20 protein-coding genes and 1 rRNA gene are annotated in these 23364 nt (G+C 67.8%); 10 read left to right on the top strand and 11 right to left on the bottom strand.

Annotated features, from left to right (window positions below):
• Window positions 1-512, bottom strand: a 16S ribosomal RNA gene (locus ACK4SE_RS01760); the annotation flags it as partial.
• Between the two features lie 848 nt (window positions 513-1360).
• Between ACK4SE_RS01760 and ACK4SE_RS01755 the strand changes: the two genes are divergently transcribed.
• Entirely contained in the window at window positions 1361-1963 is a 603-nt protein-coding gene (locus tag ACK4SE_RS01755) for a hypothetical protein (RefSeq protein ID WP_409687850.1), read from the top strand.
• Window positions 1964-2143: 180 nt separating this feature from the next.
• Here ACK4SE_RS01755 and ACK4SE_RS01750 read toward each other — a convergent pair whose 3' ends face one another.
• Window positions 2144-2572, bottom strand: coding sequence for a CBS domain-containing protein (locus ACK4SE_RS01750; protein ID WP_409687848.1), 429 nt, complete (start codon window positions 2570-2572; stop codon window positions 2144-2146).
• Between the two features lie 43 nt (window positions 2573-2615).
• Window positions 2616-3308 carry a rhomboid family intramembrane serine protease gene (locus ACK4SE_RS01745; RefSeq protein ID WP_409687845.1) on the bottom strand — a complete coding sequence of 231 codons (693 nt, stop codon included), beginning with the start codon at window positions 3306-3308 and terminating at the stop codon, window positions 2616-2618.
• A 178-nt stretch (window positions 3309-3486) separates the two neighbouring features.
• Between ACK4SE_RS01745 and hfaA the strand changes: the two genes are divergently transcribed.
• Genes hfaA through hfaD form a run of 3 tightly spaced genes read left to right on the top strand, consistent with a single transcriptional unit; the run spans window position 3487 to window position 6101 of the window.
• Window positions 3487-3924 carry a holdfast anchoring protein HfaA gene (gene hfaA / locus ACK4SE_RS01740; protein WP_409687842.1) on the top strand — a complete coding sequence of 146 codons (438 nt, stop codon included), beginning with the start codon at window positions 3487-3489 and terminating at the stop codon, window positions 3922-3924.
• Complete coding sequence (gene hfaB, locus ACK4SE_RS01735; protein WP_409687839.1) at window positions 3917-4930, top strand: holdfast anchoring protein HfaB; 1014 nt, start codon at window positions 3917-3919, stop codon at window positions 4928-4930. The genes hfaA and hfaB overlap by 8 nt, the downstream gene beginning before the upstream one ends.
• On the top strand, window positions 4905-6101 hold the full coding sequence (gene hfaD, locus ACK4SE_RS01730) for a holdfast anchor protein HfaD (RefSeq protein WP_409687836.1): 1197 nt from the start codon (window positions 4905-4907) through the stop codon (window positions 6099-6101). Before hfaB ends, hfaD begins: the two co-directional genes overlap by 26 nt.
• Before the next feature lie 197 nt (window positions 6102-6298).
• Here hfaD and glyS read toward each other — a convergent pair whose 3' ends face one another.
• The 6 genes from glyS to ACK4SE_RS01700 form a co-directional block, all read right to left on the bottom strand.
• Complete coding sequence (glyS, locus tag ACK4SE_RS01725; RefSeq protein WP_409687833.1) at window positions 6299-8386, bottom strand: glycine--tRNA ligase subunit beta; 2088 nt, start codon at window positions 8384-8386, stop codon at window positions 6299-6301.
• Entirely contained in the window at window positions 8386-9306 is a 921-nt protein-coding gene (locus ACK4SE_RS01720; protein ID WP_409687830.1) for a glycine--tRNA ligase subunit alpha, read from the bottom strand. Before ACK4SE_RS01720 ends, glyS begins: the two co-directional genes overlap by 1 nt.
• A 71-nt stretch (window positions 9307-9377) precedes the next feature.
• The gene (locus ACK4SE_RS01715) at window positions 9378-9899 is read right to left on the bottom strand and encodes a hypothetical protein (protein ID WP_409687827.1); all 522 of its coding nucleotides are present in this window, start codon (window positions 9897-9899) and stop codon (window positions 9378-9380) included.
• 130 nt (window positions 9900-10029) lie between these two features.
• Window positions 10030-10905, bottom strand: a complete 876-nt coding sequence (locus ACK4SE_RS01710) for a 4-(cytidine 5'-diphospho)-2-C-methyl-D-erythritol kinase (RefSeq protein ID WP_409687824.1) — start codon at window positions 10903-10905, stop codon at window positions 10030-10032.
• The gene (locus tag ACK4SE_RS01705; protein ID WP_409687821.1) at window positions 10902-12665 is read right to left on the bottom strand and encodes a tetratricopeptide repeat protein; all 1764 of its coding nucleotides are present in this window, start codon (window positions 12663-12665) and stop codon (window positions 10902-10904) included. Before ACK4SE_RS01705 ends, ACK4SE_RS01710 begins: the two co-directional genes overlap by 4 nt.
• A 15-nt stretch (window positions 12666-12680) precedes the next feature.
• Entirely contained in the window at window positions 12681-14429 is a 1749-nt protein-coding gene (locus tag ACK4SE_RS01700) for an electron transfer flavoprotein-ubiquinone oxidoreductase (RefSeq protein WP_409687818.1), read from the bottom strand.
• An 88-nt stretch (window positions 14430-14517) separates the two neighbouring features.
• On the opposite strand from ACK4SE_RS01700, the gene ACK4SE_RS01695 reads away from it, so the two are divergent.
• The 6 genes from ACK4SE_RS01695 to ACK4SE_RS01670 all read left to right on the top strand — a co-directional run bounded on the left by ACK4SE_RS01695 (window position 14518) and on the right by ACK4SE_RS01670 (window position 20579).
• Window positions 14518-15306, top strand: a complete 789-nt coding sequence (locus ACK4SE_RS01695; protein ID WP_409687815.1) for a uracil-DNA glycosylase family protein — start codon at window positions 14518-14520, stop codon at window positions 15304-15306.
• A 114-nt stretch (window positions 15307-15420) separates the two neighbouring features.
• Window positions 15421-17064, top strand: a complete 1644-nt coding sequence (locus ACK4SE_RS01690; RefSeq protein ID WP_409687812.1) for a lytic transglycosylase domain-containing protein — start codon at window positions 15421-15423, stop codon at window positions 17062-17064.
• Window positions 17065-17182: 118 nt separating this feature from the next.
• Window positions 17183-17644, top strand: a complete 462-nt coding sequence (locus ACK4SE_RS01685) for a peptidase S1 (RefSeq protein ID WP_409687810.1) — start codon at window positions 17183-17185, stop codon at window positions 17642-17644.
• A gap of 160 nt (window positions 17645-17804) precedes the next feature.
• Entirely contained in the window at window positions 17805-18260 is a 456-nt protein-coding gene (locus ACK4SE_RS01680; RefSeq protein WP_409687808.1) for a peptidase S1, read from the top strand.
• 126 nt (window positions 18261-18386) lie between these two features.
• A complete protein-coding gene (locus ACK4SE_RS01675) occupies window positions 18387-19397 on the top strand; it encodes a hypothetical protein (protein ID WP_409687806.1) in 1011 nt (336 codons plus the stop codon).
• 99 nt (window positions 19398-19496) lie between these two features.
• On the top strand, window positions 19497-20579 hold the full coding sequence (locus ACK4SE_RS01670) for a PA0069 family radical SAM protein (protein WP_409687803.1): 1083 nt from the start codon (window positions 19497-19499) through the stop codon (window positions 20577-20579).
• A gap of 6 nt (window positions 20580-20585) precedes the next feature.
• Here the strand turns inward: ACK4SE_RS01670 and folP are convergent, their stop codons facing one another.
• Both folP and ftsH read right to left on the bottom strand, forming a co-directional pair.
• On the bottom strand, window positions 20586-21374 hold the full coding sequence (folP, locus tag ACK4SE_RS01665; RefSeq protein ID WP_409687800.1) for a dihydropteroate synthase: 789 nt from the start codon (window positions 21372-21374) through the stop codon (window positions 20586-20588).
• 41 nt (window positions 21375-21415) lie between these two features.
• The gene (gene ftsH, locus ACK4SE_RS01660) at window positions 21416-23341 is read right to left on the bottom strand and encodes an ATP-dependent zinc metalloprotease FtsH (protein WP_409687797.1); all 1926 of its coding nucleotides are present in this window, start codon (window positions 23339-23341) and stop codon (window positions 21416-21418) included.
• Window positions 23342-23364: the final 23 nt, after the last annotated feature.

The following is a 23364-nucleotide window of genomic DNA, read 5'->3' as shown; positions in this document are numbered from 1 at the left end:
GCCCAGTAATTCCGAGCAACGCTAGCCCCCTTCGTATTACCGCGGCTGCTGGCACGAAGTTAGCCGGGGCTTCTTCTCCGGGTACCGTCATTATCGTCCCCGGTGAAAGAATTTTACAATCCTAAGACCTTCATCATTCACGCGGCATGGCTGCGTCAGGCTTTCGCCCATTGCGCAAGATTCCCCACTGCTGCCTCCCGTAGGAGTCTGGGCCGTGTCTCAGTCCCAGTGTGGCTGATCATCCTCTCAGACCAGCTACTGATCGTCGCCTTGGTGAGCCTTTACCTCACCAACTAGCTAATCAGACGCGGGCCGCTCTAAAGGCGATAAATCTTTCCCCCGAAGGGCACATTCGGTATTAGACCCAGTTTCCCGGGCTTATTCCGAACCTAAAGGCACGTTCCCACGTGTTACTCACCCGTCCGCCACTAACTCCGAAGAGTCCGTTCGACTTGCATGTGTTAGGCCTGCCGCCAGCGTTCGCTCTGAGCCAGGATCAAACTCTCAGGTTGAGTTGACTATCTGACCTAAGCAGATCGGACCGAAATCCGATTTGGCATTAGTTCTACGTATTCTTGACGAGATCCCACGTTCACCGATCCGAAGACCGGTTACATGGTATGTCTTTTCAAAAAGACCGCAGTTGTCAGTGTCGAGACAATCTCTAGGATTGTCGCTAGGACACCGCCGCCTGCGTTTCTCTTTCCAGATCAACGATTTCAAAGACCGTGAACCGCCGGAGCGGCCCCACCGTTTAGCGCCCGGTGACGGCGGAGGCGGCGATGTAGTCGCCTCGGTTTTCCGTGTCAAGCGGCTCTTTCGAAGAAGAACCTCTTTTCTGCGGCGCCGCCCGGAGGCAGCGGAGGCGGCTGTTTAACCGCCTCAGTTTCTGCGTCAAGTCGTTCTTTTTAAAAAGAACTTTCTCTCTGCAGCACCACCCGGAGGTGGTGGGAGGCGGCTATCTAGTGATGGCCGCTTCCTGTGTCAACCGGGCTTTTCAGCCATTCTGCGGATCGTTGAAGCTGCGCTTCACCAGGCCGCAAAAAACCGACCAGAGAAGCGGAGGGGCTTCCCTCAGATCGTTTGGACGATTCGATTGGAGCGCGGAGACTATGGTGGGCCGCTTCGAAAAGCAAGAGATTTTTCAATCTCTCGTTCCGCCGGGGTCCGGGGCGTTTCCGCCTCGAAACCCCTTGGGGCCCGCCCGTCTCCGAGCGAGGCGTCGATATACGGACCGACCTCCGGCGCTGCAAGCGTCTTGTCGAAGAATCTTCAAGAATCTGACGGAGTCCTGTTTTCTACGACCCGGACTGACGCACCCGATCCCCATGATGCCCCTGCAGCACAGGGAGACCCCGTCATGACCCCCGACACCGGCCACCGCATGCGTTCGCCCCAGACCTGGGACGCGGCCCGTCAGGCCTATATGGAGGGCGGCGCCGCCCGGGACATCTGCGATCGCTATGATCTGAGCCTTTCCGCCTTCCGCACCCGCGCCCGGCGCGAGGGCTGGCGGCGGGCCGACATGGCGGATCCCGACCCCGCGCTGGAGGACGTCGACGATGACGACTCCCCCCGCCCCTCGTTCGAGGACATGGCCGAGATGGCCGCGCGCAGGGCGGCGCGGGCCCTGCGTCAGGGCCGCGCCGGCGAAACCCAGCGCTGGATGGCCGTGCACGACCGCCTGATCCGGCAGGCCCGCGCCGACGAGCGGGCGGAGCTGGTCGCAAAGGCCGTAGGGGATCTGGGCGACACCCACCGGATCCGCGCCATCGGCGACGCCGCCCGCCAGATTCATCGCGAGGCCGTCGAATCGACCCGGGCGTCGACCCGGGAATTGCACCAATTGCACCAATTGCACCGTGCATCGTCCGAACCGACGCCGCCGGACCCCGATTCGCCCGCCCCGCCCCTCTCCCGGGCCGAGCGGCGACGCCTCGACAAGCTCCGACGAAAGCGATGAGGCGAGGTTTTAGGGCTTGGGGCTTAGGGCTTAGGGGGCTGATTCTGGAGACCAGCGCGGCTCCAGCGCAGAGCCGTGGGCCATTCGCGCCCCCAGACCCAAAGATTCAGGAGCAACTTAAACCCTAAGCCCTAAGCCCCAAGCCCCAAGCCCCAAGCCCTAAGCCCCAAGCCTGGGCCCTCACCCCGCCCCGATATAGCTCTTCAGGCTCTCCGCCTCGCGGGTCGCTTCGTCGATCTGGCATTTCACCACGTCGCCGATGGAGATCACCCCGCACAGGCGCTGGTCCTTCATCACCGGCAGATGGCGGATGCGCCGGTCGGTCATGCGCCCCATCAGCACATCGACCCCCTCGCCCGGCTCGGCGTAGATCACATTGGACGTCATGTGGTCGCTGACGGGCTGTGTCAGGGCGGCCGCGCCCTGCCGCGCCAGCGCCCGCACGATGTCGCGCTCCGACAGCACCCCGGCCACCCGGTCGCCCTCGCACACGATCAGGGCCCCCACCTGCCGCTGCACCAGTTGGGCGGCGGCCTCGGCCACCGTGGCTCCCGGCGTCAGGGTGAACACCGCATCGCCCTTGGTTTTCAGGATCTCTGCGACAAGCATCTTCGGCCCTCCTCCACTATAGAGAGCGGCCGATCCGGGGCCGTCAGGCCCCCCAGGGGCCGCTACGGGGTTCAGGTTCGCTCATATGGTCCGGGGAATCAAACGTCGGCTGACGAATCGGCGCCGCTCGCCCGAACAGTCGCGCCCACGGCCCGATCAGGAGCAGCCCGGCGATCAGGCCGATCACATGGGCCTCCCAGGCGATTCGCGCGCCCTCCATGCCCGGCGCCACGCCGACGCTTCCGATCACCCCGATCAGCACATTGACCCCGATCCAGGCGGCGGCGGACGTCAGCACGCGCCGGTCGGTCAGCGGCAGGATCCGGCCCTGGCCGCCCAGCATCCGAGTTGAGGCCCCGATCAGACCGAACACCGCGCCCGACGCGCCCACCAGCGGCACGGTCCCGTCCAGATGCAGCAGGGCGTAGCCCCCGCCGGCGATTACGCCACACACTATATATAGAGAGAGGAATCCGGTCAGGCCCTTCGCCCCGCCCATCAGCCGGGCCACGGGCGCGGCGAAGGCCAGGGCCCCCACCGCATTCATGATCGCGTGCATCCAGCCGCCGTGCACCAGCATGTGGGTGACCAGCCCCAACACATCTCCCTGCGCCAGCCGCGCGGGAATCAGGCCGTAGCGATAGCTCGCCTCCATCGCCCCCGTCTCGCTCTGCAGTCCGTAGAGCCCCACGATCGACCCGGCCAGCAACAGCGCCAGAATCGGCGCGTTGAACATCGGCTCGCGGGCCGGGGGCGGCGATTCGGAAGGGGCAGGCGCAGCGGGGCGTTCGGAATCCATTCGCGTCAAATGCGCGCCCGACGCCCCGTCATCAAGCGCTTCTTAAGAACCGTGCCCCACTTTGGCACGCGGGTTGCTTTCCAGCCCGTTCACTTTGTTCGCGCGGAGCGTCGAAATGGCAGGCGGCAAGTTTATCGCGGTGACGGCCCTGGCCGTCGCCCTCGCGGCGCCGGGACTGGCCGCCGCCCAGTCGGCCGGCTCGTCCGGCGCGGCGCAATACCAGGCCGGCTATCAGGGCGCGCGCTACACCACCGCGCGGCCCGCGACGGGCTCGACCCGCGACGAAAACGGCAACCGCCTGATCGTCAACGGCATCATCCAGTCGGGCGCGAGCGCCTATTCCCAGTCCTCAGGCGGAGCCGCCTCGGCCTATTCGGGCGCCGGCAACGGCTCCACCGGCATCGCCGGGGCCACGGCCATCGGCAACAGCCTGAACGTGGTGGTCCAGGGCAACTGGAACACCGTGATCGTCAACTCGCGCCAGACCAACACCGGCAACATCACCGCCGGAACCGCTCTGAACGGCACATTGGACCTTGATGGCGATGACTGAGTCCGGACGCCGCCTGCGGCCCCTGATTGCTGCGACCGCCGCCGCCGCGCTTCTGGCCGGCTGCGTCTCGACCACGGCCGGGTCCAACGGACTGTACGCCACGCCCATCGGCAATGCGCCGGTGACGGCGAACCCCACGCCCTATTCCACGGCGCTGTACTGCCTGGCCGACTATGCGCGGCGCTATAATCTGCCCTCCCCGCGCATCGCGGTGGGCCGGATCAGCGACTACACCGGCACCGTCTCGTCGGACGGCGGCCGCCAGATCACCCAGGGCGCCTCCCTGATGGCCGTTTCCGCCCTGGCCAAGTCCGGGGCGCGAATCGTCGAACGCTATGACACCTCGGTGTCCGAGCTGGAGCTGCGCTACGCCAACAACCGCCTGATCGGCGAGGAAGGCGGCGCCGGCAATCCCGAGGCCCCGCCGTTCCGCCAGATCCTGGCCGGTCAGGTGCCCGGCTCCGACTTCTACATGGTCGGCGGCATCACCGAGGTGAACTACAACATCCGCTCGGGCGGCTTCGACATCGCCGGCGGCGAGGTCGACACCGACACCGGCGGCTCGGGCATCATCAACAGCCGGGTGTTCGTCATGAACATCGCCCTGGACCTGCGCCTGGTCCAGACCACCTCCATGGAGGTGGTGGACGTCATTTCCTACCAGAAGCAGATCATCGGCCGCGAGATCTCCGCCGGCGTGTTCGACTTCCTGAACGGCAACGTCTTCGACATCTCGGCGGGCTCCAGCGGGTTCGAGCCGGTCCAGCTGGCCGTGCGGGCCCTGGTCGAGCGCGCGACGCTCGAGATGATGGCCAACCTCTACGGCGCCCCTGGGCCCGAAGTCTGCCTCAGCGCCGCCAACGACCCCCTGGGCGGTTCCACCGTCGGCCCCACCGGCGGCTATTACCCCGCCTACCAGAATACGGATGCGAACAATGCCGAGACTCGCGCCGACCCGTCTCGCTGGCACGATCGCCGCGATGGGACTGTGCGCGGCCGCTACTGAGGCCGCTGCACAGGACCCCGGTCTGGTCCTGAACGGCCAGATCAACAACAACGACGTGTTCGCGGGCCAGACCCTGAACGTGGTCAATGCTGATGATCAGGTCACCGCTTCCACCTATGCGGTGGGCAACCGCGCCTCGGCGTCGGGCGATGACGGCGTGGGCTTTCAGGTCCAGTCGGCCCAGACCATGACCGGAAACGGCCGCTCGACCATCGAGATGAACCTGTCCGGTGAAACCGAAGGCCCCGTCACCCTCACCGCCCAGGTCGAGGGCAACCGGCTGGAGGCCCAGGCTTACGGCGCTGATCTGGGCGTCGAGGCGACCCAGACCATGGGCGCCGCCGACCTCATCGCCGACGTCGCCGTCAACGGCGCGCCCGGCCGCATGCTGGGCGGAGGCCGGGTCCAGTCCTCGGCCAGCGGCAATGTCACGGCCATGGCCGGTTCGGGCGGCGTCGTCACCGCCGACATCGACCAGACCAGCGCCGCCTTCACCCAGGCCTACACCTACGGCAATCCCCAGTACGTCCCGGCCGAGGCCGAGTTCACCGCCGAGGCCATCGGCAACACGGTCGCGTCCACCGTCACCCAGGGCGATCAGGACCTGACCATCCGCCAGCGCCAGACCGGCGCCGCCATCTGGGCCACCACCAGCGCCAACGCCGGCAACGCCTGGGATCTGGCCGGCCGCGCCCGCGCCACCGCCAACCATGTGGCTGTCGCGAATCAGGGCGGCTCGGTCATCTCCCGCACCGACCAGGGCAATGTCGCGGGCGTGCGCGCCCAGTCCATCGTCACCGCCTACGACTTCGGCGAGGTCACCAGCCACGCGGGCGCCACCGCCAACTCGGTCCATGTGGGCAACGCCGACATCTATGTGCGCATCGACAACAGCCAGGTGAACTCCGGCGGAGTCGAGGCCGACGCCTCGTTCGTCGGCAACACCGGCTATGACGCCTATGTGGGCGCCGACGCCGTCGGCAACACCATCACCGCCTATTCCTGCTCGACCTGCCCCGGCTATCTGGAAGCGGCCAACACCCAGGTGAACACCGGCAACGTCACCGCCACCGCCACCACCCGGATCGACGCCTACGGCCGCGCCATCATCACCGGCGTCAACGCCGTGGGCAACTCGGCCACGTTCTACGTGACGAGACCGGGCAACTGACTGACACTTCCCTTCTCCCCTTGAGGGAGAAGGTGTCATGCGCAGCATGACGGATGAGGGGTGAATCCCGGCGCCGGCCGGTTTCTCTCCGCCTCGTCCCGAAGGTCGCTTGCCGCGCATAAGCTGGATAGAGCGGTGTCTCACCCCTCATCCGACCCGCTTCGCGGGCCACCTTCTCCCTCAAGGGGAGAAGGAAATCAGCCCGTCACCTGCCCGAAGTCGGCCACGCGCCCCATGACATCGCGCACCTGACCCAGCAGCTTCAGCCGGTTGTCCCGCTCCGCCGCCACGTCCGAGTTCACCATCACCTTGTCGAAGAAGGCGTCCACCGGCGCGCGCAGCCGGCTCAGCGCCGTCATGGCCGCGGCGAAGTCCTCGGTCTCCAGCGCCGCATCCACCGCCGTCCCGGCCGCGCCCACCGCAAAGGCCAGCGCCGTCTCCTCGTCCGGCTGGTTCGGCAGGCCGGTCTGGACCATGCCGGTCGGGACCTCCCCCTTCTTCGCCTCGGCCTTCAGGATGTTGGACGCCCGCTTGTAGCCCGCCAGCAGATTGGCCCCGTCGTCCGTGGCGAGGAAGGCGGCCAGCGCCTCCACCCGGCGAACGATGCGGACGAGATCATCGTCCCCCAGCGCGAACACCGCATCCACCAGATCGTGGCGCTGGCCCTGATCGCGCAGGAGGACCTTCAGCCGGTCGGCGAAGAAGTCCGCCACTTCGCCATAAAGCGCGGCTTCATCCACCACCCTGTGCCAGCTGGCGGATGTCCGGTCATTACAGGCCTTGGCCATCGACGCCGCGTCGGCGACCCCGATCCGCACCCCATTCTCCAGCACCAGCCGGATCACCCCCAGCGCCGCCCGGCGCAGGGCGAACGGGTCCTTCGATCCCGTGGGCTTCTCGTCGATGGCGAAGAAGCCGACCAGGGTGTCCAGCTTGTCGGCCAGCGCCACGGCCACCGTCAGCGGCGCGGTCGGAACCGTGTCCCCCGGCCCCTGCGGCTTGTAGTGGTCGCGGATGGCGTCGGCGATGGCGTCGCCATGGTCGGCGCGGGCGTAATAGCCGCCCATGACGCCCTGCAGTTCGGGGAACTCGCCCACCATGCCGCTGGCCAGATCGGCCTTGGCCAGACGGGCGGCCTGTTCGGCCTGATCCGGATCGGCCCCCACCAGCGGGGCGATCTCGCGGGCCAGGGCGGCGATGCGATCGACCCGCTCGGCCAGGGTCCCCAGCCTGGCGTGGAAGGTGACGCCCTTCAGCTTCTCCAGCCAGGCGTCGAAGCCGACCTTGCGGTCCTCGTCCCAGAAGAAGCGCGCGTCATTCAGGCGGGCCGACAGCACGCGGGAATTGCCCGCCGCCAGCGCCTTGCCCCCGTCGGTCGCCTCCACATTGGCCACCACCACGAAGTGGGGCGCCAACTTTCCTGAAGACTCTGGCCCATCCTTCGAGGGATCGCGCACGGCGAAATACTTCTGGTGCACCTTCATGGACAGACGCACCACCTCGGGCGGCAGGTCCAGGAACTGGGGGTCCATGTCGCCCAGGATCGGCGTCGGCCATTCGGCCAGCCCCGCCACCTCGTCCAGCAGGCCGTCGTCGTCCACCAGCGCCAAGCCCTTGGCCGCGCACACGGCCTTCGCCTGCTCCAGAATGCGCACCTTGCGGTCCGCCACGTCCAGCATGACGAAATCGTCCTCAAGCTGGCGGCGATAGTCGGCGAAGTCGCGGATCTTCAGCGGCCGCCCGGCCCCCAGGAACCGGTGCCCCTCGGTGGCGTCGCCGCTCTCGATCCCGTCGATGGAGAACGGCACGACCTTGCCGTCAAACAGGCACAGGATGCGCTTGATGGGCCGCACCCAGCGCAGGGTCCCCGACCCCCACCGCATGGACTTGGGCCACGGGAACGCCCGCACCACCGCGTCCACCGTCTCGGCCACAACCTCAGTGGTCGCCCGGCCGGTTTCCTGAATGCGGGCGTAGAGCACGCCGTCGCGCTCCTCCAGTTGCTCGCGGGTCAGGCCGGTCTTGCGCAGGAAGCCTTCCAGCGCCTGCGGCGGGGCCGAGGCCTTGGGGCCCTTCAGCTCCTCGTCCCGGTCCGGCGTCGCCGCCGGCAGGCCCTCGATGACCAGCGTCAGCCGGCGCGGCCCCGCGAAGGTCGTCAGCGCCTCCCACGTCAGCCCTTCGGCCTTCAGCCGGTCGCCCACCAGCCGCTCCAGATCCCGCGCGCCCCCGGCCTGCATCCGCGCAGGGATTTCCTCGGAGAAGATTTCAAGAAGAAGCTGGGGCATCAGGCGGTCTTCCGCTCTTGTTCGACGTAAGCGAGCGCACACGCCTTGCACAGGTCCCGGATGCGGCCGATGTAGCTCTGCCGTTCGGCCACGGCGATGGCGCCGCGGGCGTCCATCAGGTTGAACAGGTGGCTGGCCTTCAGCACCTGATCATAGGCGGGCAGCACCAGCGCCTGGCCCTGCGGTCCGGTCATGGCAAGGAAGCGCGTCACCTCGGCCACCATGTCCTCGAACCGGCGCTTCAGCCCGTCCACGTCATAGCCGTGGAAATTGGCCTGCGACTGCTGGCGCTCGTTCTCCAGGAACACCTCGCCATAGGTGACGCCGTCGTTGTTGAAGCGCAGGTCATAGACGTTGTCGACGCCCTGCACATACATGGCCAGCCGCTCGAGCCCGTAGGTCAGCTCGCCCGACACCACGTCCACCTCGATGCCGCCGACGCCCTGGAAATAGGTGAACTGCGTCACCTCCATCCCGTCGCACCAGACCTCCCAGCCCAGCCCCCAGGCTCCCACCGTGGGGTTCTCCCAGTCGTCCTCCACAAACCGGATGTCGTGCAGCCTCGGATCGATCCCGATCCGCTTCAGGCTCTCCAGATACAGCTCCTGCAGATCGTCCGGATTCGGCTTCAGAATGACCTGAAATTGGTAATAGTGCTGGAGGCGGTTGGGGTTCTCACCATAGCGGCCGTCGCCGGGGCGGCGGCTGGGCTGGACGTAGGCGGCCTTCCACGGGCGCGGGCCCAGGGCGCGCAGCACCGTGGCCGGGTGCAGGGTGCCCGCGCCCACCTCGATGTCATAGGGCTGCAGGATCGCGCACCCCTTCTCGCTCCAGTAGGCTTGAAGGGTCAGGATCAGGTCCTGGAAACTCAGCGGTTCAGTCGTCCTGGAAGACAAGGCCGTATCCGGATTTGCGGGCATTTCGCGGGCGCGAAAAAAGACGGCGGACCATAGGGCCCGCCGTCTTGTGCATCAATGCCGGATGGCGAGGATCAGGCGCCCGGGGGCGTCGGATCCAGAAGGTCATCCTCGGCCGCGTCCGGCGCCGGGTCGATGGGCGGCGGCGGGATGGTGGTGTCGGCCGGCAGTTCCATGCCGTCCGGGGGCGTCATGGCGTCGTCGGGCGTCATCGGATCGGGCGTGGGCTGGGCCATGGGCTCGGGCTCGGGCTCGGCCATGGGGGCCGGCTCGACCGGGAGAGCCTCTTCCTCGGGCTCAGCCACGGGCGCCGGCTCGACCGTATCGGCGGGCGCGTCAGGCTCGCTCCAGCCTTCCTCGCCGGCCTGCTCATAGGCCACCGCGTCCTCGCCCGGGGTCTCGGGCTCCCACGCGTCATCCGTCGCGGGCGCAGCGCTCTCCTCGCCGGGGTTCGGCTGAGGCGGCGAGGCGGTGACTTCGGTCTCGGGGACCTCGCCCACGTTGGGCGGGGTGGCGGTTTGATCCTGGGCCATGGCGGCCGGGGCCATCAGGAGGGCCGCTGCGGCGCCGGCAGTCATAAGACGCATGCGAAACATGAATGGTGTCCTTTCAGTGCGGCCGCCAGATATTTGACTGGCCGATAACCCGACTTCTTGAAAGGACAATGCAGCGGCGGCGATCTGTGTTCCCTGAAAACGTGCGGTCATTTCAGGGCGAAGCGGCGCCTTACCCAAGCCTGCAGGACGCGGACCACCACCCGGGATGAGCCTGCGACAGGGCGTCAGCGGCCTGTCTCGCGGCCCCGGCCGTCTCGAACAGGGCGAACACCGTGGCCCCCGATCCGGTGACCCGCGCCATCAGGGCGCCGGGCGCCGAGGCTGCCGCGTCCAATGCCTTTCCAATCAAGGGCGTGAGGCGAATGGCGGGCCCCTCCAGATCGTTGCGCGTGCTCTCGAGCCAGTTGGCCAGATCGGCGGCCGACGCGAAGGCGGCGGGCATGTCCGGCGCATCCGCCGCCCGGCGCGGCGCCGCGTCATAGGCGCGGTAAACAGCCCCCGTGGGTGACGGGACGCCCGGGTTCAGCAGCACGGCGTGGAGCTCCGGCAGGCTTGGCGCCAGGCCCAGCACCTCTCCCCTGCCCCGGGCGATCACGGGCCGGGCGGCGAGACACATGGCCATGTCGGCCCCCAGCGGCGCGGCGATGCGGGTCAGGGAGGCGTCATCCAGATCGAGGTCGAGCGCTTCGCGCGCGGCCTTCATGGCCGTCGCGGCGTCGGACGATCCCCCGCCGAGCCCGGCGGCCACCGGCAGTCGCTTGTCCAGCCGCACGTGCACCGGCAGGCGTTCCAGCCCCACAGCCCGGCCCATGTCGTCCAGCGCCGTCTCGATCAGATTCGGCCCGCCCTCGATCCTCGCCGCGAAAGGCCCTGTCGTCTCAAGCTGGAAGGCGTCGGCGCGCGTCACCGCCACCCGGTCGCCCACGTCGGCGAACACCGCCAGACTGACCAGAGGGTGATAGCCGTCGCCGCCCGGCGGGCCAACGTGCAGGAACAGGTTCACCTTGGCCGGGGCCAGCGCCCAGGCCGGGTCGGCCGTGCTCACGGATTGACGGGGCCGGCGCTACCGTTGTCGGCGCGAGCGACCGTGCTGACGGACTGAACAGCGCCCAGCCCCCGCTCCAGCTTGGCCTCCACCTGCGTGCGCAGGTCCGGCTCAGGCTCAAGGCTCAGGGCGCGGCTCCACTGGAACTCCGCCTCGCGCCGGCGGCCCACTTGCCAGTAGGCGTCGCCCAGATGGTCGTTGATCACCGCATTGCCGGGCTCCAGCGACACCGCCAGTTCCAGGGTCTCGACCGCCGCTTCGTACTGGCCCTGACGATACTGGGCCCAGCCCAGGGAGTCCTGGATGTGGCCAGACTCCGGATCGGCCGCCACGGCCCGGGCGATCATCTCGGCGCCCTGGTGCACCCGCTGGCCGCTGTCGACCCACATATAGCCCAGATAGTTCAGCACCTCGGCGTTGTCGGGCTGGTCCTGCAAGGCGGCCCAGAGCTCGGCCTCGGCCTCCTCGAAGCGGCCCAGCGATTCATAGACGGCGCCGCGGGTGAAACGCACCTGCCACGACTGCTCATCCGTGTTCAGGGCCGCGCCGTTCAGCAGCTCCAACGCCTCCTGATACCGCTCCTGCGACGTCAGCAGACCGGCCAGGCCATACACGGCCTGAGGATCCTCCGGAGCCGCCGACAGCGCCTCGCGGGCATGGATCAACGCGTCCTCGTCCCGGTCGTCCCCCTGATAGCTCCAGGCCATCTGCTGCCTTGCAGCCGCATACAGGATCGGCTCGCTTGTGCCGATCTCGGCGAAGGTCGCGCGCGCGGCCGTCGTCAGGCCGGCTTCCTGCAGGGTCTGGCCCAGCAGGAGCCGGGTCTGATCACTTTCATCAAGCCCGAGGGCCAGGCGCAGATAGACGGCGGCGAACTCGTTGTTCTCCTCCGCCAGAGCCGCCGCCGCCGCCGCGCCGAGGCCCAGCGCCGCGCCTTCGCGCAGGGTGGGAGCCGCAATGGGGCGAGCGCGCGATGCGGCCCGCTCCCGCGCCAGGCGGGTGGTCAGGTCGGTGGCGCCGGCTTCGATGGCGGCGTCGAACACAGCCACCGCCTCCTCGCGCCGCCCGCGCCGTTCCAGAAACTCTCCGTAGGCCGTGCGGAACAGGGGCGCGGTCGGCGCAGCCCCCGCCAGCTCGCTCAGGATCGACTCGGCTGCCACATAGTCGCGGCGCTGCTCCAGCAGCAGGGCGCGGTGATAGCGGGCGAACAGGCGGGCCAGCGGGTCGGCGTTGGCGGGCGGCTCGGCGAGGGCGCGGTCCCAGTCCCCGGCGGCGGCGGCGATCCAGGGCCCCACGAACAGCCCGGCGCGGGCATGGGGAAAGCCGATGGGCTGGCCCGTCAGCACGGCGTGGGCCTGGCGGGCGTCACCGCCTCCGTAGGTGCGAACCACCGACACCAGCCGCCCCGCCTCCGCCACGGTGGGGCTGACACCCTCGCCGCTCGGGGAGAGGCGCGCGGCCACGTCGAGGTCTCCGGCCAACAGGGCCGAGGTGAAGGCCTGATCCCTCAGACGCGTCTGATCCGGCTCGGCGGCCTGGGCGGCCGCCAGATAGTCGGCGCCCGTGCTGCTTTCACCCAAGGCCATGGCGTTGCGGCCCGCAAGGAACAGGCCGTAGCTGGAGCGACCCCGCGCATCCACCGGCACGTCGCTGAAGTCGACGAAGCGGACCGGCCCGGCCACCTCAAGAGGTTCAGCCAGGGCTGGCGAGGCGGCGGCGATCAGGGCGGCGAGGGCCACAGCGGTCAGGGTGCGCGTCATGGTGCGAGGATCGCCTTACATATTGGGATAATTGGGGCCGCCGCCGCCTTCGGGCGTGGTCCAGACGATGTTCTGCGACGGATCCTTGATGTCGCAGGTTTTGCAGTGGACGCAGTTCTGGGCGTTGATGACGAAGCGCGGGTCCTTGCGGTTCGCCTCGTCCCCATAGACCACCTCATAGACCCCGGCAGGGCAATAGAGGCGCGCGGGCTCGCCGTACTCCGGCAGATTGACCCGGATGGGGATCGAGGGGTCCTTCAGCCGCAGGTGCGCGGGCTGCTCCTCGGCATGGTTGGTGTTGGAGATGAACACCGACGACAGCTTGTCGAAGCTCAGCTTCCCGTCCGGCTTCGGATACTGGATCGGCTTGTAATCCTTCGCCTTGCCGGTGGACTCGGCGTCTGTCTTGCCGTGCTTGACCGTGCCCCAGGGCGACCAGCCCCCGAACAGGGAGGTAATCTGCATGTCGATGCCGCCCAGCAGGGTGCCCAGCGTCGCGCCGTACTTTGACAGCAAGGGCTTCACATTGCGGACGAGCCTGAGCTCCTTTGCGATGTCAGAAGCCTCGTAGGCGGCCTGATACTCCACCAGTTCGTCGCCGGAGCGGCCCGCAGCGATGGCGTCGAAGGCGGCGTCGGCGGCCAGGATGCCGGAGCGGACCGCGTTGTGGCTGCCCTTGATGCGCGGCACGTTGACGAAGCCGGCCGAACACCCCACCAGCACCCCGCCCGGGAACGCCAGCTTGGGCACCGACTGATAGCCGCCCTCGGTGATGGCCCGCGCGCCGTATGAGATGCGTTCGCCGCCCTCAAGGTGCTCGGCGATGGCCGGGTGGGTCTTGAAGCGCTGGAACTCGTCGAAGGGCGACAGGAACGGGTTCTTGTAGTTCAGGTGCACCACGAAGCCGACCGCCACATAGCGATCGCCGAAGTGATAGAGGAACGACCCGCCCCCGGTCTTGTCGTCCAGCGGCCATCCAAGGGTGTGTTGGGCGAGGCCGGGCTGATGCTTGTCGGCCGGGACCTGCCACAGCTCCTTCAGACCGATGCCGAACTTCTGGGGCTCCGCCTCGTCGCACAGGTTGTGGCGGGCCATGATGGTCTTTGCCAGCGAACCCCGCACGCCCTCGCCGATGAAGACGTACTTGCCGTGCAGGGCGATGCCCGGCTGATAGTCGTCGGTCTTCTTGCCTTCGCGGTCGATGCCGAACACGCCGGCGACCACGCCCTTCACCCGACCCGAGGGCTCGTCCCAGACCACGTGGCTGGCGGCCATGCCGGGATAGACCTCGACACCCAGCGCCTCGGCCTGTTCGGCCAGCCAGCGAGTCAGGTTGGCCAGCGAGCCGATGTAGCAGCCGTGGTTCTTCATGTATTTCGGCTGGGGCAGCCAGGTGATGTCGATGTCGCCCTGCGGGCCCAGCACAAGGAACTTGTCTTTGGTCACCGGCGTGTCCAGCGGCGCGCCGCGCTCCTTCCAGTCAGGGAACAGCTGGCTCAGCCCGGAGGGATCGATCACCGCGCCCGACAGGATGTGGGCGCCGACCTCGGAACCCTTTTCCAGAACGGCCACGGACAGCTCGCGGCCTTCCTTCTCGGCGCGCTGTTTCAGGCGGATGGCCGAGGCCAGTCCGGCCGGTCCGGCGCCGACGATGACCACATCATATTCCATGACCTCGCGCTCGGCGTCTGCGCCCAGCCCGCCGCCGATGGCCGCTTCCTCAGCTTTGTTTCTGGCGCCGCCTTCGACGATATCCTCAGCCATGTTCCCCTGAATCCTCGTTTCTTATGGGTTTGGACCACTATCCGAAGGTGACGTGACGGTGGTCAAGGACTATCCCTGTCCTTGAACCATGAACGCGCTCAACCCGGAAATCGCTGCGACCGAAAGCCTCCTCGCCTTCTGGCGGGATGCAGGCGTCGATGTATGCTTCGAGGACGCGCCGGTTGACCGCACCTTCACCCCGGCCCCGCCCGAGCAGAAGGCGACGCTCAAGGCTGTCGCGTCGGTCTCCATCCCCACCGATTTCAGCGGCGCGGTCAGCGAGGCGCGCCGCCTGGCGGCCGAGGCCGGCGATCTGGACGCCCTGAAGGACGCCATCGCCGCCTTCACCGGCTGCCCCCTGCGCGACATGGGGGCCAGCCAGGCCGTGTTCGCGCGCGGGGATCCCAAGGCGCCCATCCTGGTGATCGGCGAGGGTCCCGGCGCGGAGGAAGACGCCCAGGGCGCGCCCTTCGTGGGCCGGGCCGGCAAGCTGCTGGACAAGATGCTGGATGCGGCGGGTTTGCTGGACAAGGTGTTCATCACCAACACGGTATTCTGGCGTCCGCCGGGCAACCGCACCCCGACGGCCCAGGAGCAGATGGTCTGCGCCCCCTTCGTCGAGCGCGCCTTCTCCCTGATCCAGCCCAAAGCTGTGCTTCTGCTGGGTGCGGCGGCCGCGAAATCGGTTCTCAAGACCGACGACGGCATCATGAAGATGCGCGGCCAGTGGCGGGAGTGGCGGCTGAACGAAGGCGGCGTGGCGGCCCCCGCCCTGCCGACCCTGCACCCCGCCTTCCTGCTGCGCCAGCCCATGGCCAAGCGCATGGCCTGGGCGGACATGCTGGAGCTCGCCGCCAGACTGGACGCCGCCGATTAACCCTTTCGCCTTGAAGACGCCCCACCGCGCTGGCACGAAAGCGGCCTGACGACTGACCGTGTGCGTAGGGGCGACCTGATTCGAGACAGGTCGAGCCATTCCGGAGGGGCCGCCATGAAGCGGACAAGCCGTCGCGTCCTTGGCGCGCTGACATTCATCGCCGTGCTGTCCGGTGCGGGCGCGGGCCTGACCCAGATGCCGCGCGCGCTGAGCGATTCGGACCGTCTGTCCTACACCACCGCCTTCGACGCCCTGCGCCGCGGCCAGCTGGACGCCGCGCGGGATTCCGCCCGCCACATCCAGGATCGGGTGCTGCTGGGCCAGCTGGAGTTCGAGCGGCTGTTCCACGCCAATCACTCCGCCACCTATGAAGAACTGTCGGCTTGGCTGGAGTCCTATTCGGACCTGTCGCCGGCCCCTCGCGTCTACGCCCTGGCCTTGCGCCGGCGCCCCGACGGTGCGCCGGAGCCGCGGCGGCCGGGCGTGATGGCCTCCTTGCGCAACTGGGCCAGCGTTCAGGCGGCCGGCGGCGAATCGGTCGGGCAGGACGTCTTCACCCCGCCCGGCCCGCGCGAGGCGCGCATCGCCCTGAACGCCGACGACCTGCCCCGCGCCTATGACCTCGGCATCGCCCTCGGGGATCACTGGACGGCGGGGCTGGCGGCCTGGCGCATGGGCCGGTTCGCCGAAGCCTTTTCCGAATTCGAGATCGTGGCTCTGGATCCGCTGGAGGATCCGTGGGTCCGGTCCGGAGCCGCCTTCTGGGCCAGTCGTGCGGCCTATGCGTCGAGCCGCCACGACCGGGTGCAGGAGTATCTGCGTCTTGCCGGGCGCTGGCCCGCCACCTTCTATGGCCAGATCGCCCTGCGGCAACTGGGTGAGGACCCGGTGATCGAGAACCTGGGCCCTCAGCCCTATATGGCGGTGATCGCGGCTGCGGAGCGTGCGCCCGAGCCGATGATGGTCGAGGCGGACGTCCTGGCGGCCTTCGTGGCCTCCAACGACCAGGCCCGCCGCGCCTTGGCTTTCCACGAACTAGGCCGGGGCGAAGACGCCCAGACGGAGGTGCGCGACGGCCTGCGCCGCGCCTCGGCGGACGAGCGGACGCTCTGGGCCGCGCTGGCGCGGGGGCTGTCCCCCCGGCGCGGCGCATCCTCCGCGGCGCGGATCGACGCCAACGCCTATCCCATGCCGGTGCTGGAGCCAGAGGGCGGCTTCATCATCGAACGGGCGCTGGTCTACGCCATCGCGCGCAAGGAAAGCGGCTTCGAGCCCCAGGCCCGAAGTTCGGTGGGCGCCTACGGCATCATGCAGGTGATGCCGACCACCGCCGCCGAATTGGCCGGCGATCGTGGCTTCATCAGCGATCCGCAGCGTCTGTGGAACCCGGCGGTCAACATGCGTCTGGGCCAGGCCTATGTCTCGCGCATGCTGGGCATGGGCGCGTTCCAGGGGGACCTTCTACGAGCGGTGGCTTCCTACAACGCCGGCCCCGGCCCCATGCTGGGCGCGCTGCGGCGGCTGGGGCCGGACCCCGACCCCCTGCTGCTGATCGAGACCATCGACGTGCCCCAGGCCCGCGCCTATGTCGAAGACGTGGTGGCCACCTACTGGATCTATCAGCGCATGCTGGGCGGGCCGCTGAACACCCTGGACGCCGTCGCCTCAGGCGCCCTGCATGTTCCCCTGGCCCTGGACTATGTCCCGCCCCAGTCGGCCGCATCAGCTTCGACCACCGTCCCGGCCGCAACGCCCTGAGCTTTTTGCAACCAGCACGTTCAAGCGGCTTTGCAGATGATTACCGGCGTGTAATATCGGCGTTGTCTGAAGAACGCGCATGGTGCGCGTGGGGGCTGAGGATACTGGGGTCTTCAACATGAAATACGTACTGGGCGCCGCCATGGCCGCGCTGCTCCTCGCCGGGCCTGTCGTGGCGCAGGATATCTCCGCCAGCCCTCATGCGGGCACGGTTCGTCTCGCGGCCGGCTTCACGCCCGATCCGTACAACGTCAACGTCACCGCAGGCGGCACCATTCGCGCCAGCGACCGGTTCTCGGGCTGCTACGGCTACATCTCGCATGCGCCGGACGTCCGCCTGCACTGGTCGGGCGGCGGCAACCTGCCCCTGATCATCTCGGCCACCTCGTCGCGCGACACCACCCTGGTGGTGAATGGCCCGAACGGCAGCTGGTACTGCGATGACGACAGCGGCGAGGGCACCAACCCGTCCCTGCGCTTCGGCAGCCCCCAGAGCGGCCAGTATGACATCTGGGTCGGCAGCTACGGCGGCGACTATGTGTCGGCGACCCTGTCGATCTCGGAACTGTACAGCAACTGATCGTCTGCGCTCACCAGAGAGGCCCGGCCCTGCAAGGCCGGGCCTCTTTTTTCTGAACGGCGGATGAACACGCTGTTTGTGTTACGGCCAAGCTTCACCTGGTAAGCTTCACCGTGTCCTTCAGTCGGACATTCCTTCAAAATCGCTTGGGATTCTCTTGATGAAAAATATTCTTGGCCTGGCCGCAGTGGCCGTGCTCGTTTCCGCGCCGGTCGTCGCGCAGGATTTCTCCCGGTCGCCCAGCTTCGGCACGGTCAACCTGTCGGCCGGCTTTACGCCGGACCCCCGCACGGTGGAGGTCGTGGCCGGCGGCTCCATCGACGCCAGCCGTGCGGCGTCGGGTTGCGTGGGCCGCATCGCCAACGCGCCGGATGTGCGGCTGAACTGGAACGGCGGCGGCAGCCTGCCCCTCATCCTCAGCACGCGCTCGAGCCGCGACACCACCCTGGTCATCAATGGCCCCGATGGCCGTTGGCACTGTGACGATGACAGCGGCGGCGGGACCAACGCCCGTGTCATCTTCCGCAACGCGCCTTCCGGTCAATATGACATCTGGATCGGCACCTACGGCGAGCAGACGGCGCCCGCCACCCTTGTGATCACCGAATTGCAGTAGGCGTCGGAAGGGCCCGGCTCACCCCGGGCCCTTCTTCGTTTTCTACGGTCGCCGTGATCGCAAGTGATGGCTGGGCAGGCGCACATCCAAAGACGCTACGTTCGGGAACGTGGCGCTTCAGGGAGAATGCAGATGAAGAGTTTATGGGGGGCGACGACGCTCGCTCTGCTGGTGACGGGAAATGTCGCAGCGCAAAGCTGGCCGAATCCAGATCTTCGGCCGCTTCATGGTGATATCCATCTGAGCGGCGGGTTCCTTCCCGATCCGCATGACCTGCGGGTCAACGCGGGCGGGCCGATCCGGGTCAGCAATTTCCAGTCCGGCTGTTCGGGCTATGTCAGCGAAGCGCCGACCGTCAGCGTGCACTGGTCAAGCGGCAGCGGCGGCCTGCCTCTGTTTTTCACAACCACGAATGCCGAGCGCGACCCCACCATACTGGTGCGCGATCCCGGCGGCGCGTGGCACTGCGACGACGACGGCGGAACAGGGCTGAATCCCCTGTTCGAGGCCTGGAACGCCCGGTCAGGCCGATATGATGTCTGGATCGGGACGTTCTCGGACACCCGGGGCGCCGCGACGTTCAGAGTCACGGAACTGAGCGACCGGATGGACGACTCGTCGTCTTCATACTCACAGCCGCTAGACTCCACGCCGCGCGCCACGGTCACCGGGCGTCCCCCGAATCATCATCTGTCGCCCCGCTTCGGGGTCATCAACCTGGCGGCCGGATTCTTGCCGGACCCCCACAGCCTGAATGTCACCGCAGGTGGAAACATCCGGGCCGGTGATTTCAGTTCCAGTTGTGTCGGCTTCATCAGCGACGCGCCCACGGCCCGCCTAGAGTGGAGCGCCAGCTCAGGGGGCCTGCCGCTGCTGATCTCCGCCCGTTCGGATGCGGACACGACCCTCGTGGTGCGAGGGCCGGACGGTTCATGGCATTGCAACGATGACGGCGCCGGCAGCCTGAACCCCCTGTTCGCCACCACGGCTCCGCGGTCGGGGCGCTATGATATTTGGGTGGGCCGCTACTCCCAGGGCACAGCCAGCGCTGTTCTGAACATTTCCGAAGTGATCGGCAATGTGAGCACGGCCCATGGCGATGACGACTGTGATTGGGACGATCCAGACTGCTGGTGACCCCCATGCCTGAATGACATTGAAACCCCGGCTTCGCGCCGGGTTTTCTAATGCCCTATCTGTTCTTGTTTTGTTCCGCTTCTTTGCTATGATGCGGCCATGTCGTCCATCACCGTCCCAAAGGGCAGAGGGGCCAGCTCCAATGCATCCGGCCGATACGAGAAAAACCGGCAAGAGGGTTTCGACGACGGCTGGACCGGCGATGACGAGCCCGCCGCGCCCCTGCGCACCAGCCTCACGCCCGAGCGGGCGAAGAAGATCATCACCCGGAACGACAGTCCCGACGTGGGCTTCGACCGATCCATCAATCCGTATCGAGGTTGCGAACATGGCTGCATCTACTGCTACGCCCGTCCGGCCCATGCCTGGATGGGCCTATCCCCGGGCCTGGATTTCGAGAGCAAGCTCTTCTTCAAACCCGAAGGCCCGCGTCTGCTGGAACAGGAGCTCTGCGCCCGGCGGTATGTCTGCAAGCCCATCCACATAGGCGGCAACACCGATCCCTATCAGCCGGTTGAGCGCGAGCATCGCGTCACGCGCGGTCTGATCGAGGTGCTGGCCCGGTTCAACCACCCGTTCAGCATCATCACCAAATCGGCCCTGATCGCGCGCGACGCCGACATCATGGGGCCGATGGCGGAAAAGGGTCTGGTCCGGGCGGCCGTGTCCATCACCACGCTGGACCGGCAGTTGGCCCGCGCCATGGAGCCGCGCGCGGCGACCCCGGCCAAACGGCTTGAGGCCATATCCCGTCTGACGGACGTCGGGGTGCCGGTCACGGTCGGGTTCGCGCCCGTCATTCCGGGATTGAACGACCACGAACTGGAGGCGGTGCTGGAGGCGGCGAAGAAGGCCGGCGCAACCGACGCGATGTACGTAACCCTGCGCCTGCCGCTGGAAATCAAGGATCTGTTTCGCGAATGGCTGGCCGAAGCGCGGCCCGACCGGGCGAAACGGATCATGTCGCTGATTCGCCAGACCCGGGGCGGCCGCGACTACGACCCCGACTGGAGCCAGCGCATGAAGGGCACGGGCCCGGTAGCCGAGTTGATCGCCACCCGGTTCAGGACGGCGGTGAAGCGGTATCATCTCGACGGCCCTCGCCCGGCGCTGGACGTCAGCCAGTTCCGCGTTCCGCCTGAGGCGCGCAGCCAGCTGGATCTGTTCGACCTGGCCGGCTGACCGGGATCAGCCGCCCGCCACCGCCGCCTGAAGCTTCAACGCCTGCACGGTCTCGCGCACATCGTGGACCCGCACCATGGTGGCGCCGCGCCGCGCGCCCTCCAGCGCGAGCGCAATTGAGCCGCCCAGCCTGTCCACGGGATCCGTGGCGGTCGGGTCGACCGCCTGCACCATACGCTTGCGGCTGGCGGCGTAGAGCACGGGAAAACCCAGGGCCGTCAGCTGGTCCAGATGCGCGGTCAGGGCCAGGTTGTGCGCGGCGGTCTTGCCGAAGCCGATGCCCGGGTCCAGCCAGATGCGGTCCCGCGCCACGCCCACCGCCAACGCCGCCTCGGCGCGGGCGGCGAGCCAGTCGCGGACCTCGGCCACCACGTCATCGTAATGGGGCGCGGCCTGCATGGTGCGCGGCGCGCCCTGCATGTGCATGAGGATGACGCGGCACCCCAGGTCTGCTGCGGCCGCAGCGCTTTCGGGCCGATGGGTCAGGGCGGTGACGTCGTTCCACATGGCAGCGCCGGCGGCCACGGCGGCGCGGGCCACGTCCGGCTTCATGGTGTCGATGCTGATGACCGCATCGGGACGTTCGGCGCGGATCGCCTCGATGACCGGCGCGACGCGGGCGATCTCCTCGGCCCCACTGACCGGATCGGCGCCCGGCCGGGTGCTTTCCCCGCCGATGTCCAGCACGTCGGCGCCCTGATCCAGCAGGGCGAGCGCATGATCCACGGCCGCCGCGACCGTCCCCAGACGCCCCCCATCGGAGAAACTGTCCGGAGTGACGTTGACGATACCCATGACCCGGGTCAATCGGGGCCCTCCGCCGGTCGCCTGCCGGCTTAATGCACCGTGGCCGGCTCGACCTCGACGCCGTCGGAGACGGGGGTCACCGGGACGGCGACGGAGGGGCCGGCGTTGGGGAAGTTGTTCTCGTCGCGGTTGGGGGCGAGGCCCTTCTCCAGCAGGTCCCGGATCTCTTCACCCGACAGGGTCTCATACTCCAGCAGGGCCTGGGACAGCTTTTCGTGGTCCTCGGCCTTTTCGGTCAGGATGCGACGGGCGTCGTCCCAGCCCTCGGTGACCAGGCGCTTGACCTCTTCGTCGATCAGGCGGGCGGTCTCTTCCGACACGTTCTGGCTGCGGGCGACGGAGTGGCCCAGGAACACTTCTTCCTGATTCTCGCCGTAGGCCACGGTGCCCAGCTTTTCGGAGAAACCCCAGCGGGTGACCATGGCGCGGGCCAGCTTGGAGGCCTGTTCGATGTCGGACGAGGCGCCCGAGGTGATGTTGTCCTTGCCGAAAATCAGCTCCTCGGCCACACGGCCGCCGGCCATGATGGCGATGCGGTCCACCATCTGGCGGTACTTCATGGAGTAGCGGTCGCCCTCGGGCAGCTGCATCACCATGCCCAGGGCACGGCCGCGCGGGACGATGGTGGCCTTGTGCACCGGGTCCGCCATCTTGACGTTCATGGCGACGATGGCGTGACCGGCCTCGTGGTAGGCGGTCAGCTTCTTCTCTTCCTCGTTCATGGCCATGGACTTGCGCTCGGCGCCCATCATGACCTTGTCCTTGGCGTCCTCGAAATCGCGGTGGGTGACCATGCGACGGTCCTTGCGGGCCGCCGTCAGGGCCGCCTCATTGACCAGATTGGCCAGATCGGCGCCGGAGAAGCCGGGGGTGCCCCGGGCGATGGTCTTCACATTGACGTCGGCGCCCAGCGGCACGTCCTTCATGTGCACACGCAGGATCTTCTCGCGGCCGTTCACGTCGGGGTTGGGCACCACCACCTGGCGGTCGAAGCGGCCGGGACGCAGCAGGGCCGGGTCCAGCACGTCGGGCCGGTTGGTGGCGGCGATCAGGATGATGCCTTCGTTGGACTCAAAGCCGTCCATCTCGACCAGCAGCTGGTTCAGGGTCTGCTCGCGCTCGTCATTGCCGCCGCCCAGGCCGGCGCCCCGGTGTCGGCCGACAGCGTCGATCTCGTCGATGAAGATGATGCAGGGGGCGTTCTTCTTGGCCTGTTCGAACATGTCGCGCACGCGGCTGGCGCCGACGCCCACGAACATTTCGACGAAGTCGGAGCCCGAGATCGAGAAGAAGGGCACGCCCGCCTCCCCGGCCACGGCGCGGGCCAGCAGGGTCTTGCCGGTGCCCGGAGGGCCCACCAGCAGGGCGCCCTTGGGAATCTTGCCACCCAGTTTCTGGAACTTGCCCGGATCCTTCAGGAAGTCGACGACTTCCTGAAGCTCGTCCTTGGCCTCATCCACGCCCGCGACGTCTTCGAAGGTCTTGCGGCCCTTGTGCTCGGTCAGCAGCTTGGCCTTGGACTTGCCGAAGCCCATGGCGCCGCGCGCCCCGCCCTGCATCCGGTTCATCATCCAGAACCAGAACAGGATCAGCAGGCCGACCGGCAGGATCAGGCCCAGCAGGCTCATCCACCACGGATTGCGGGTGGTCTCCACGTCCATGGCCACCTCCGCGGCCTCCAGACGCTCGATCAGACCCTCGTTGGGATAGGGCGTGGTGGCGGCGAAGGTCGTTTCGTCCGTGAACACGCCGCGCACGGTGTCGCCCTTGATCACCACCGACTCGATGTCGCCCGCCTGAATGCGGGACAGAAGCTCGGAATAGGTGATGTCGGTGGGTCGGGCGCTCGCGCCCGCCTTGCCGGCGGTTCCGGGGCCGGACGGGCCCACCATGGCGTAGGCGGCCAGGACAGCCATCATGATGACGCCGACGATGGCCAGGGTGCGAAGGTTCATTAGGGTCCTCAAACTCGGTGCGG

The sequence above is a fragment of the Brevundimonas sp. genome, assembly GCF_046293315.1.
Classification (GTDB): domain Bacteria; phylum Pseudomonadota; class Alphaproteobacteria; order Caulobacterales; family Caulobacteraceae; genus Brevundimonas.
This window is presented reverse-complemented; position numbering and strand designations above follow the sequence as displayed.